This is a genomic window from Synechococcus sp. BO 8801 (genome assembly GCF_002252675.1).
Lineage (GTDB): Bacteria > Cyanobacteriota > Cyanobacteriia > PCC-6307 > Cyanobiaceae > Cyanobium.
The window spans coordinates 41,386-53,423 of record NZ_NQKY01000010.1 but is presented as its reverse complement, the minus strand read 5'-3'; the positions used below and the strand labels follow the sequence as shown (position 1 = coordinate 53,423).

The 12,038-nt window shown below is 68.0% G+C and carries 12 protein-coding genes; 7 read left to right on the top strand and 5 right to left on the bottom strand.

Annotation, left to right across the window (positions count from 1 at the left end; translation table 11 throughout):
- Window position 1 precedes the first annotated feature (1 nt).
- Complete coding sequence (locus CJZ86_RS09420; RefSeq protein WP_233133940.1) at window positions 2-1,162, bottom strand: fatty acid desaturase family protein; 1,161 nt, start codon at window positions 1,160-1,162, stop codon at window positions 2-4.
- A gap of 70 nt (window positions 1,163-1,232) precedes the next feature.
- On the opposite strand from CJZ86_RS09420, the gene CJZ86_RS09415 reads away from it, so the two are divergent.
- From CJZ86_RS09415 to CJZ86_RS09395, 5 genes are all read left to right on the top strand, one after another.
- Complete coding sequence (locus CJZ86_RS09415) at window positions 1,233-2,099, top strand: SWIM zinc finger family protein (protein ID WP_094585695.1); 867 nt, start codon at window positions 1,233-1,235, stop codon at window positions 2,097-2,099.
- Window positions 2,100-2,285: 186 nt separating this feature from the next.
- Window positions 2,286-3,176: a DUF1194 domain-containing protein gene (locus tag CJZ86_RS09410; RefSeq protein WP_094585694.1), complete on the top strand. Its 891-nt coding sequence runs from the start codon at window positions 2,286-2,288 to the stop codon at window positions 3,174-3,176.
- Window positions 3,177-3,282: 106 nt separating this feature from the next.
- The gene (locus CJZ86_RS09405; RefSeq protein WP_094585693.1) at window positions 3,283-4,161 is read left to right on the top strand and encodes a hypothetical protein; all 879 of its coding nucleotides are present in this window, start codon (window positions 3,283-3,285) and stop codon (window positions 4,159-4,161) included.
- Window positions 4,136-4,693 (top strand): MEKHLA domain-containing protein, encoded by a 558-nt coding sequence (locus CJZ86_RS09400; RefSeq protein ID WP_353615219.1) that lies wholly within the window; start codon window positions 4,136-4,138, stop codon window positions 4,691-4,693. The genes CJZ86_RS09405 and CJZ86_RS09400 overlap by 26 nt, the downstream gene beginning before the upstream one ends.
- A 137-nt stretch (window positions 4,694-4,830) precedes the next feature.
- Complete coding sequence (locus CJZ86_RS09395; protein WP_094585691.1) at window positions 4,831-5,265, top strand: Hsp20/alpha crystallin family protein; 435 nt, start codon at window positions 4,831-4,833, stop codon at window positions 5,263-5,265.
- Between the two features lie 5 nt (window positions 5,266-5,270).
- On the opposite strand, the gene CJZ86_RS09390 is transcribed toward CJZ86_RS09395, so the two are convergent.
- Entirely contained in the window at window positions 5,271-5,636 is a 366-nt protein-coding gene (locus CJZ86_RS09390) for a PilZ domain-containing protein (RefSeq protein WP_094585690.1), read from the bottom strand.
- Between the two features lie 147 nt (window positions 5,637-5,783).
- On the opposite strand from CJZ86_RS09390, the gene CJZ86_RS09385 reads away from it, so the two are divergent.
- Complete coding sequence (locus tag CJZ86_RS09385) at window positions 5,784-7,571, top strand: diflavin flavoprotein (protein WP_094585689.1); 1,788 nt, start codon at window positions 5,784-5,786, stop codon at window positions 7,569-7,571.
- The gene (locus tag CJZ86_RS09380; protein WP_094585688.1) at window positions 7,571-9,388 is read left to right on the top strand and encodes a diflavin flavoprotein; all 1,818 of its coding nucleotides are present in this window, start codon (window positions 7,571-7,573) and stop codon (window positions 9,386-9,388) included. The genes CJZ86_RS09385 and CJZ86_RS09380 overlap by 1 nt, the downstream gene beginning before the upstream one ends.
- A gap of 83 nt (window positions 9,389-9,471) precedes the next feature.
- Here CJZ86_RS09380 and CJZ86_RS09375 read toward each other — a convergent pair whose 3' ends face one another.
- The 3 genes from CJZ86_RS09375 to CJZ86_RS09365 form a co-directional block, all read right to left on the bottom strand.
- A complete protein-coding gene (locus CJZ86_RS09375) occupies window positions 9,472-10,383 on the bottom strand; it encodes a hypothetical protein (protein WP_094585687.1) in 912 nt (303 codons plus the stop codon).
- Window positions 10,384-10,623: 240 nt separating this feature from the next.
- Entirely contained in the window at window positions 10,624-11,337 is a 714-nt protein-coding gene (locus CJZ86_RS09370; protein ID WP_233133939.1) for a DUF1194 domain-containing protein, read from the bottom strand.
- Between the two features lie 420 nt (window positions 11,338-11,757).
- A complete protein-coding gene (locus tag CJZ86_RS09365; RefSeq protein WP_233133938.1) occupies window positions 11,758-11,991 on the bottom strand; it encodes a hypothetical protein in 234 nt (77 codons plus the stop codon).
- Between the last annotated feature and the right edge of the window lie 47 nt (window positions 11,992-12,038).

Genomic DNA, 12,038 nt, shown 5'->3' with positions numbered 1-12,038 from the left:
CTCAGCGGCGGGCCAGGGTGACGTCGGAGGGGTGGGCGAGTCCCGCGCTCTCCCCGATCACCGGCAGCAGCAGGGGCAGGGCCGGCACGGCAGGGGGCTGGCCCATGCGCCGCAGCCAGCGGTAGTGGGAGGCCACACCGGCCAGGAAGGACGGGTGGGTGCGGAAGGGAACCTGGCAGTCGCGGCAGGTCTGCTCGACGATGGCGGAGATCTGGGGGTAATGGACGTGACTGATCTGGGGGAACAGGTGATGTTCCACCTGGAAGTTCAGGCCCCCCAGCAACCAGCTCAGCAGGGGGTTGGAGCGGCTGAAGTCGACGGTGGTGGCCACTTGATGGCCGGCCCAGGGACCCATGGCCGGGCTGGCGGGGTCGGCCATGGGGAAATCGGCCTCCTCCACGCAGTGGGCCAGCTGGAACACCACGCTCAGCACGACGCCCTGCACCATCGCCGTCACCAGGTAGCAGCCGATCACCGCACCGACGGGATGGAACTGAAGGGGGATGACGAACGCCAGGGAGAAGAAGATCGCCTTGCCGGCCAGGAACACCACCCAGTCGGCGGGGCCGAGGCGGGGCAGGGAATGGTCGCCGCGGCCACGGCCGGCCAGATCGGCGAAGTCATCGAAGAACTGCCACTTGATGGGCAGCATCCCGTAGAGGGGCCAGAGGTACAGGTGCTGCCAGCGGTGCCACCAGCGGTGGGGCTGGTGGGGGGAGAGCCGACCGATCAGGCCGAGGTTGATGTCGTCGTCGTGGCCGGAGATGTTGGTGAAGGTGTGGTGCAGCCCGTTGTGCTTGTGGGCCCAGATCAGGGAGCTGCCACCGAGCAGATCGAGGGTCATGGCGGCGGCCCGGTTGATCCAGCGGTGGCGGGAGTAGGCGCCGTGGCCGCCGTCGTGCTGGATGTTGAAGCCGATGGCGGCGATCGCCAGACCCAGAACGGCGGACAGGGCGATCGCCCCCGGAGTGTTGCCGACGCGGAAGACCAGCAGCCCGTAGGTGAGGACGAACCAGGCCAGGATCACGGCCGATTTGATCACCATGGCCGGCGCATCGCGCCGCTCCTGCCCGGTGGCCTCGAAGTGATCCTGAACCCTTGTCCTGAGAAGACTTTGAAAACCGTCGCCGGCGCCGAACGTGATGCGATTCAAGGACTCCACGCCCTGCGTCGGGACAACCTAGGCCAGTGGGTCCGGCAGGCGGCAGGATGGGCCGCGTGAGGCCGGCGGCATGACCAGCTCCTTCCCCGGCGCCTCCGGCGCCATCACCACGCAACTGGGCCAGCAGGGCCTGGGGCAGCAGCCCTGGTGGGTGGAGCAGTGGATGGAGCTGATCCATTCCTATCGGTTCAAGAAGCGCCTGGAGCGTGCCTGGACCTATGCCCGGGAGGGCAACCTCGTCTCGATCCGCTTCGAGGGGCGCCGGGTCCACGCCCGGGTGCAGGGCACCGACCCGGACCCCTACAAGGTGAAGCTCTGGCTCGACGTGCTCAACGACGAGGACTGGGGCTACGTGCTGGAGGCCCTGAGCCAGAAGGCCCGCTGGTCGGCCCAGCTGCTGGCGGGGATCATGCCCGCCGACATCGAGCGGGCCTTCGCCGCCAGCGGCAAGCGCCTGTTCCCGTTCAAGCTCCAGGAGGTGCGCAGCGAGTGCAGCTGCCCCGACAAGGCCAACCCCTGCAAGCACATCAGCGCCGTCTACTACCTGATGGGGGACCGCTTCAGCGAGGACCCCTTCGTGCTGTTCCAGCTGCGCGGCCGCACCCGCAGCCAGCTGCTGGGTGACCTGGCCAAGCGCCGCCGGGAGGGGGTGGCCGCCCCCCTGGAGCACGCCCCCCATCCGATCCATCCGGCCATCGCCGACCCGGCCCGCTGGTGGCGCTACGACGCCCCCCTCGATCCCGATCTGGTGGTGATCACCCCGGCCATGGAGGGGGAATCCGGCCTCGATGGCGCCGGTCCCCTGCCACTGGCGGAGGAGCCCCGCTTCCCAGAGGCCAACCGGCTCTTCCTCGAGCGGCTCAAGGCCCACGGCACGGCCATGGCCCAGCAGGCGATGGTGCGGGCGATGGCCACGGGTAACGACAGCGACGACTGAGGCGCGGCCCAGGGGAGGGCCGAATTCATCCGGTGTTAAGTTTATGACGGTTGGGTGAGAGTTCTATCACCCGCTGCTAAGTTTCAGGCGTTGGTCGCTCACCTCCCTGGAGGCCCTGTGCACTGTCTGTCCTCAGGCAGGCTCCGGTCATCCGGAGCACCACACCGTCCCCCCATCCCATCCGCCATGAGATCCACCCTCAAGCCCCTGCTCCGGGGAGGAGCGGCCGCTGCGGCCGTCGCCATCGGCCTGTTCGGCACCTCCCAGCCGGCCCACGCCGTCACCAACGTCTTCCAGGAGCTGTTCCTGTCGCTGGATGTCTCCGGCAGCATCAACAGCAGCGAATTCGCCCTGTACAAGGGCGGCTACGTGAGCGCCTTCCAGGACGCCGCCGTCCAGGCGAAAATCGCCGAAACGTTCGCCTTCGGACGCGGTGGCCTGGCCATCGCCGTCGGCCAGTGGTCCGAGGTGGCCGCTCCGACCCTCGCCATCGACTGGAAGCACATCACCGACCTCACCACGGACGGTATCAATGGCGGCACCTCCCTGAACAGCTTCATCACCGCCCTCCAGGGCATGGGCCGTCAGGGCGGCATCGGTAGCTCCACCTGCATCGACTGCGGCATGCTGGCCGCCATCACGGCCATCAATACCAACGCCTTCGAGACGACTCGTGCCAGCGGCCGAGTGATCGACATCTCCACCGATGGCGTGGGCAATGTGGACGCCTGCGGGCCGGGCGTGAACGAGGCCCAGTGTGCCCAGACCCGCAGGGCGCAGGCCGTCGCCAGCGGCATCATCATCAACGGTCTGGGTGTCGGGAACACCGCCAGCGGCTTCCTGACGGCCAATGTGGCGACACCCGCCAATGGCGACACCAAGGCGGGCTTCGTCGAGACCGCCAACGACTTCGACACCTTCGAGACAGCGATCACCAACAAGCTGATCCGCGAGGTGGGTCCCGGTCCCGAGGACTCGGTGCCCGGCCCCCTGCCCGTTCTGGGCGCCGCCGCCGCCTTCGGGTTCTCCCGCAAGCTGCGCCGCCGCATCCACACCGCCAACCTGCATCAGGCCTGATCCGCTCCGGCCGGCAGACCACCAAGCCCGGCCCCGTGCCGGGCTTTTTTTTCGGTGCCCCCTGGCTATCGGCACCCCCTCGCTCAACCTGAGCCCTTTCCTTCCCATGAGCCCCCACGCCGACCCCCAGCCCACGGCCGACCGCCATCCCGAGCCCCACCCCCGCGCCGGCGCGGAGCGGACCTTCAGCGAGAACTATGGCGAGGAGGTCGCCATGGCCCTCCACTGGGGGGCGATCCTGCTGTTCGTCCTGTTCCTGGTGGGCCTGGCCGCCTCCGCCTGGCCGGTGCGCCTGATCGATCCCCTCTGGCTCCAGGCGGTGGGCGACAAGCTGCTCGCCTCGGGCCCGATCGCCATGGTCGGCGCGATCCTGCTGCTGCTCGCCAGGCTCATCGATCCCGCCTCGACGACGATCCAGGGCCGGGTGGTGCTGATGCGGCGCCTGAGCTTCTGGATCGCCTTCGGCTTCCTGCTGCTGATCCCTGTGCAGGTCTACAGCGGCATCAGCCTGCTGCGCCAGTTCAGGGCCAACGACACCCGGGAGCTGAACGCCTACATCGCCACCACCCGGGCCATCGAAAGCGCCCGCTCCTACGACGACATCCTCCGGGCCATGCGGCTGCTGCCAGGCCAGGCCCCGAACCTTCCCCCCTCCATCGACCTGCCCCTGGACGCCGTCAAAACCAGGCTCAGCAACGACCTCAATCCCTTCATCAAGCGCTACCAGAACAGCGCCGATGCCCTGGGCATGAGGCGGCTCAACGACTGGTTCGTGCAGCTGGCCAGGAATGTCCTCGCCGCCGTGCTGCTCTTCTGCTGCTTCGCCGCGATCGGCAAGCGCTTCGCCGCCCAGCCCACCCTGCTCCAGAACGTGCTCTCCGGCCGGCTGCTCTCCTCCTTTGCAAGCAGGCGGCATCAGGCCCCGCCGGAGCTGGACGCGGCCATGCGGATGATGATGCCTGACGAGAACGAGCCCCGCCGCTGAGGCCCGAGCCATCCCACCGCCGGAACCACCCCCCTGGCTGAGCCAGGACGCCATCGCCACCGCCGGGCGCCTGATCGAGGGCCACCGGCTGGCCTTCGGCCGCCCGCTGCTCGCCGGCGTTTCGGCCGGCCTCTCGCCCCTGCAGGCGGCCCAGGAACTGTTCGTGGCCGCCACCGTCGTGCTGGCCCATGACGGCGGCGCCGATCCCCGGCTGATCTACGCCAACCGGGCCGCCCTGGTGCTGTGGCGCCGCCCCTGGGGCGCCATGGTGGGCCTGCCCTCGCGGCTCACGGCGGAGCCGGCCGAACGGCAGAGCCGGGCCCTCGCCCTTGAGCGGGCCCGCAGGGTCGAAGCCCTCGAGGGCTACGGCGGCATCCGTATCGACAGCGGCGGGCGCCGCTTCCGGATCGAGAACGCCCGGCTGTGGACCCTGCGGGACCGGGGCGGCCAGCCCTGCGGCCAGGCGGCCGCCTTCGGCCGCTGGTGGTGGCTGGAGCCGCCCCGTTCCGGTTCTCCGCCCCCTCTGGCGTAGGGGCCGAACCCGGTCCGGGGGACCGAACCTGCCGCGGCGGTTCTCCCCCTCCAAGTCCACAGGCAAGGCGGGCACATTGATCGGACGGGTGGTTCCTCACCCGACCATCCCCGTCGCTCCCTTCGGAAGCACCAACCATGCGCACGCTTCATCCCTCCCCCTTCGATCTGTTCGACCGGCTGGAGCAACAGCTGCAGACGGCCGAGCGTGTTCCCGCCGCCGAGATCCACGAAACCGAGGACAGCTACACCATTGCCCTCGAGCTCCCCGGCGTCGACCGCGGCTCCATCGACGTCAAGGCCACGGACCGGTCCCTGATCATCAGTGCCGAGCGCCGCTGCCAGCCGCCAGCCATCCCTGAGGCCGGCAACGGCGAGGCCCCGGCCGCGGAAGGCCGCCGCCGCGCCCCGCTGCTGAGCGAGTTCCGCTACGGCACCTGGAGCCGCAGCTTCCGCTTCCCCGGCGGCATCCAGCGTGACGCCCTCGAAGCCCACTACCGCGATGGCCTGTTGACCGTGACGGCGCCCAAGGCGCAGTCCCTGACGACGGTCAGCGTGAAGGTGGCCGACTGAGGCCCTCAGGCCTCGAGGCGCTGGGCGGAATCGAGGGAGAGACCGATGACCGAGATGTAGCTGGTGGCTTCGATCCACCGGATCGTGCCCTGAAGGTCGTAGGTCTCTCCCTCCCCATCCCCCACCACCACGCTGCAGGGCTGGCCGACGGCGGGATGGTGACCAGCCTCGATGGCGATCCTCAGACCATCGGCACTCAGGTCAAGCACCTCGGCGAACACCCCTTCGGCGGGTTGCATCGATGCGAGATGGAGGCGGGCCGTGGCCAGGCCCGTCGGAGGCTTGTACCGGTCGGCGCGCGAGGCCTCCTCCAGGCGCTTCTCGAGGCGCCTGAAGGACTCCTGAAACCGTTCCAGGTCTCCGGTGGCCACCTATCGACTCGACCTCGGAATGGTTCTGATCATTCTCCAGGGTTCCTCGGGATACCAGGGTTCTTCGGGATACCCTCGCTTTGTCTAACAGACCCAAAACCAACCTGCCTGCCTAAAGTCTTGTGTCTGCGGAAGGAGTCTGACCCCATGAGCAGCAGCACCGCCGACGCCCCGACCACCCTGCCGTCCCCGGCGGGGGCCGCCGCCTCCCGGCTCAGCCTGCAGTGCGAGCCGATCGCAGCCGACACCACGGCGATCCGCTCCCTCGACTGGGACCGCAGTCGCTTCGACATCGAATTCGGCCTGCGCAACGGCACCACCTACAACGCCTTCCTGGTGCGGGGCGAGCGCACGGCCCTGGTCGACACCAGCCACGCCAAGTTCCGTGACACCTGGATCCCCCTGCTCGAGGGTCTGATCGAACCCACCGCGATCGATCACCTGATCGTCTCCCACACCGAGCCGGACCATTCCGGCCTGATCGGTGATCTGATCGACCGCCATCCGGACATCGAGATCGTCGGCTCCAAGGTGGCGATCCAGTTCCTTCAGGACCAGGTGCACCGCCCCTTCCGCAGCCGAGCCGTCAAGAGCGGAGAGGAGCTCGACCTGGGCGTGCATCCCGAGAGCGGCGTGGGACACCGCTTCAGCTTCCTCAGTGCCCCGAACCTGCACTGGCCCGACACGATCTTCTCGTTCGACCACGGCACCGGCCTCCTCTACACCTGCGACGCCTTCGGCCTCCACTACTGCTCCGACGACCTGTTCGATGTCGATCCGGGGGCCATTGCTCCGGATTTCCGCTTCTACTACGACTGCCTGATGGCCCCCAACGCCCGCAGCGTTCTGCAGGCGCTCAAACGCATGGAGGGGCTGCCGGAGATCACCACGATCGCCGTGGGCCATGGCCCCCTGCTGCGGGACCACCTGCCCCTCTGGGTCGGCGACTACCGCGACTGGAGCGGCCAGCGCAGCGCCGGCGAGGCCTACGCGGCTGTCTGTTACATCAGCCAGTACGGCTTCTGCGACCGGCTCAGCCAGGCCATCGCCCGGGGCGTCGGCAAAGCCTCCGGCCAGGTCCAGCTCGTCGATCTGCGCGCCACCGACGCCCAGGAGCTTGCCGCCCTGGTCGGTGAGGCCAGTGCCGTGGTGGTTCCCACCTGGCCGGCCTCCCCCGACGCCGACCTGCAGACGGCCATCGGCACCCTGCTGGCGGCCCTCCATCCCAAGCAGTGGGTGGGCTGCTACGACGCCTTCGGCGGCAACGACGAGCCGATCGACACCCTGGCCGGCCAGCTGCGCAACCTGGGCCAGAAATGGGCGTTCGAGCCCCTGCGCATCCGCCAGGTTCCCGGTGGCGCCGACTACCAGCGCTGCGAGGAGGCCGGCACCGACCTGGGGCAGCTGCTCACCAAGGCCAAGACCATCGCCGCCATGAAGGCCATCGATGGGGATCTGGACAAGGCCCTGGGGCGCCTCAGCGGCGGGCTGTACATCGTCACGGCCCGCCAGGACGACGAGGCCGGCAGCCGCAGCGGCGCCATGGTGGCCAGCTGGGTGAGCCAGGCGAGCTTCGATCCGCCGGGGCTCACGGTGGCGGTCGCCAAGGACCGGGCCATCGAGGCCCTGATGCAGGTGGACGACCGTTTCGTGCTCAACGTGCTGCGGGAGGACAACCACCAGCCCCTGCTGCGCCATTTCCTGCGCCGCTTCCCACCGGGCGCCGACCGCTTCGCCGGCGTGAGCGTCCTCGAGGGCGTGGCCGCCGGTGGACCGGTTCTGGGGGATGCCCTGGCCTACCTGGGCTGCCGGGTGACCCAGCGCATGGAAGGCCCTGACCACTGGATCATCTACGCGGTGGTGGAGGAGGGCAACGTGGCCGACACCACCGCCGCCACGGCCGTGCATCACCGCAAGGTGGGCAACCACTACTGATGACGTCCTCTCCCACCGCGACCGATCGGCGCGTCATCACCCTGCCGATCGAACCCGGCCTGCTCTGCCTGCGTGGCCTCAGCCCCCGGCGGCTGCGCTTTGAGGTGGAGTACGGGCTTGAGCGGGGCACCACCGCCAACAGCTTTCTCTTCCAGCAGGGCGCCTCCGGCGGCGCCCCGGTGCTGGTGCATCCACCGGGGGCCTCCTTCGCCGCCCCCTTCCTGGAGCAGCTGGCCCTGCTGGTGCCAGCCAACGCCCCCCTCAAAGTCGTGGTCGGCCACGTCAACCCCAACCGGGTCGCCCTGCTGAAGCAGCTGGCAACAGGCTGGCCGGCCACGGTGCTGGTGGCCTCCAACCCAGGCGCCCAGGTGCTCGCCGAACTCTGGGAGCAGCAGCGGCCCGGCCCAGGGGGCGAGGCCGCCGCCCCAACCGACGCCGTGCCCCTGCCGACGATCGAGGTGGTCAAGCAGGAGACCAGCCGCACCCTCGCCGACGGCCATGTCCTCACCCTGATCCCCACCCCCACCCCCCGCTGGCCCGGCGGCCTGATCGCCTTCGAGGCCACCACCGGGCTGCTGATGAGCGGCAAGTTCTTCGCCGCCCACCTCTGCACCGAGGACTTCGCCGAGGCGAACCGCACCAGCACCGAGGAAGACCGCCGCTACTACTACGACTGCCTGATGGCGCCGATGGCCCGCCAGGTGGAGTCGGTGGTCGACCGGCTCGACGAACTGCCGATCCGCACCATCGCGCCGGGCCATGGCCCGGCCATCGCCCAGAGCTGGCGCAGCCTGCTGGCCGACTACCGCCGCTGGGGGGAGAGCCAGGAGAAGGCCAGCCTGTCGGTGGCCCTGCTGTACGCGAGCGCCTACGGCAACACCGCCGCCATCGCCGACGCCCTCTCCCAGGGGGTGGCGCGCAGCGGCGTGCGTGTCGAGAGCATCAACTGCGAATTCGCGCCCGCCGAGCAGCTGCTGGAGGCGATCCACTCCTGCGACGCCCTGCTGATCGGCTCCCCCACCCTCGGGGGTCATGCGCCGACGCCGATCGTCTCAGCCCTCGGCACCGTGCTCGCCGAAGGCGACCGGGCCAAGCCGGTGGGGGTGTTCGGCAGCTTCGGCTGGAGCGGCGAAGCCATCGACCTGCTCGAAGCCAAGCTCCGCGACGGCGGCTTCCAGTTCGCCTTCGATCCGATCCGGGTGAAGTTCAGCCCCGATCTGGCCACCCTGCGGACCCTGGAGGAAACGGGCACCGCCCTGGGCCGACGCCTGCGCCAGCAGCATCGCCAGGCCCAGCGGCGCAGCACCGGCGGCGGTCTCAGCGAGAGCCGCACCAACCCGGCGATCCAGGCCCTTGGCCGGGTAGTGGGGTCCCTGTGCGTGGTGCTGACCCGCAAGGGGGACGGCGCCGACGCCATCGGTGGGGCGATGGTGGCCAGCTGGGTGAGCCAGGCCAGCTTCAGCCCCCCCGGCTTCACCGTGGCCGTGGCCAAGGACCGGGCGATCGAGAGCCTGCTGCACGTGGGGGACGCCTTCTCCCTCAACGTGCTGGCCTCCGGGCGCGAAAGCGGCCCGATGAAGCGGTTCCTGCAGCCCTTCCCCCCCGGAGCCGACCGGCTGGCGGGACTGGAGCTGGAGACCAGCCCCGGCGGCCAGCCCCTGCTGCCGGAGGCCCTGGCCTGGCTGGAGGCCCGGGTGAGCCAGCGGATGGAATGCGGCGACCACTGGCTGCTGTACGCCGAGGCCCTCAGCGGCGACCTGCTGGATCCGGCCGCCACGACGGCCGTGCACCAGCGCCGCAGCGGCGCCAGCTACTGACCCTGGCAGGACCCTGGCAGGGGTGGGTCACCCAATGGGTCGTTGGATCTTCAGGCTGGAAGAAATCGATGAAAGGATGCCGCTCACAGAGCTTCATCGCCGCCACTGAGTTTCCGGAAGTAGTCTTCATCGTCAACGGGAGACATTGATCGTCTACGGCCCCCCCTGCGAAATCTCCTGTCCCAGCCATGCTGCCAGGACTCCAGAAGGGAGATGTCGCTGTTGCGGCCCTGTGCGCCAGCGGCAAAGGCCAGGGCAAGGGCAAAGGCGGCAACGATCAGCTTCAGGACACTCTGGATCAAGGACCAGAGGCCTTCACGCAAAACAGCTCCAGAGCTGGCTTTCTTTGCCTCCAGATTTCCTTGGGCTTTATCCAGGTTTTCGAGGAGCTGCTGCTTCAGACGCGGCAAAGGCTCGCGGAGGTCGGAGGGCTTCAAGCCAGGGACCCCGATGGATTCCAGTCGCTGCTGCAGATCCTCTGGAGTGGTGGCCGAACTGACGATCTGCCGAAACTTGTCAATCCTGCGCACGGCGTCCACTTCAACCCTGCTTCTGGTGGCTTGAAGGTTGCCCAGGCCTGTCCAGACGGCATAGACATTCAGCGGGATCAGGAGCAGGAAGCCCAGCGCGGCTGCCACGGCCATACGGGAAAGCTGTTGCTTCCGCTGCTTGAGGAGGGGACTGCTGGGGTCAACGTAGGCGGCCAGATGCACCAGGATCAGGCCAAGCAGGGCAATCGGGGCCGCATCGATCAGGCTCGCTGAAAACTCCAGTTGCCAACTCGCGAGAAGCAAGCGAAAGGGGATGATCCTTGCCAGCACACTGGCGGTGTAGACAATGAACAGAGCGATGGCGATGGAGCCAAGCCGCCGGGCGAAGACACCCTGTTGCACTCTGGAGTAGTCGTTGGTGTTGGACACGCTGAAAGCCAGGAGCGGATCAATGAATGCAAAATCTTGATGGTGCCAGGAGGCGGGAGACTCTGAGATCAACATCCTTTCGCCATGGCCTGCTGACGGCAATGATCTGATCTTCGATTCTCGAAGGGACAGGGCTCAAGGGCAGCATTGCCCCGTCCAGGGACCTTGCGCGAACCTCCGGTCGTCCCATGCCGGCAGCCAAACGATCCATGCCTGTGAAAAGCAACCGCAGCCCGGGGAGCGAGGGAAGAAAGGGACCCACCGACAAGGAGGGTCCCATGGCACCAGCCTCCGAGCGGAAGCCGCTTTCTCGCCTCAGGCCAGGGTGGCGACGGTGATGCGCCTGCGAAGGCGACGGCTGAAACCGAAAGCCACACCGGCGCCAAGAATCGGCAGGGGGCCAGGAACGGAATCGCCGGCGATCTCCCTGACAATCTTCAGCTTCACAGCTTGATCAAAATCAGCGAAGGTGGCTGCTGGCTGGGTGAAGCCAGTGGCTGTCTGGACATTGGCTTGATACCACACGCCCAGATTGGGATCATCAGTGAGGATGGGCAGACCATTGATCTTGATTCCAAGAGCAGCTGCAGCATCGCGAGCTGCCGCGGTGGCTGCAGTGCCAACGACGTTATCTTGACCATCGCCAGAGACATCAATGACGCTCGCACCGACATAGTTGTTGCTTCCCAGTTCAGCCACCGCCGCGTTGATGCCGCAAGCCACGCAGGTGGCACCGGACGATTGCCTGCCCATGGCGTTGATGGCCGCTGCGAACGCATTGGAGCTCGCCGCGTCTGTCAGCAATGTCCAGCCAACGGCAAGCGGGGAGTCGGCGGCGGAGCTCCACTGTCCCAAAGCCACGGCGACGCCATTGGGCTTGCTTGCAATGGCTGCCTGAACGGCCGCGTCCTGGAACGCCTGGACATAACCCAGTTTCTGAAGGTTGAATTCTGTTGTGTCAACGCTCCCGGAGACATCCACGGAGAGGAACAGCTCCAGGTCGACGGGTGTGGGAGCCGCCACCGCCATGGAAGCGGAGAGAAGGGTGGAGGCAGCCACAGCCGCGGATCCGAACGCAGCTTTCACCCAGAACGGATAAGAAGAGGGATTCATCATGGAAAAGGTGAAGACTCACTCGGGAGCGTACTCATTCAGTCTTCACTTGTGCCCATTGATGACTAAATTCAGCCCACTTGCTGCACGGCTGCAGCGATGACGCATCACCGTGCATATAGATCTACTGGAACTTCCGAACGTTGGGGTGATTCACTGGCCTGAGGTGTTCAACCAGCCGCGGGGCAGCTCCGGCAGACCAGAAGCAAGCTGCGCCCATCGGCTACAGACCATGGCCACCGTCAACCCCTCGCACCGACGCGGGGGGAGGGGTGGGTGCACGGACGCCATCAGGCGTCGCCGGTCCTCGACCGGGTCGGTCCTGTCGCTGGCGGCCTAGGCCGCGTGGGGCGGCGTGGGCGACCCGCCGCCGCCCGCCTGGAAGGGCAGGACGAGGGTGGCCCAGTGGTCGGGCCGCTCGGGCCGGCTGCGCCGGGCCCGGCGCACCCCGAAGGACACCCGCACCACGTTGGTGCCGTCCACCCGCTGGCTGGCTTCCGGCAGATCCGGGGAAAGGATCCCCGTGCCCGGCTCACCGCCTGAACTGTCGTTGCCGTTCATGAACCCCATGACAATGAAAGGCGGTTGCCATCGCCGCAGGGGGATGGCACAGCAAT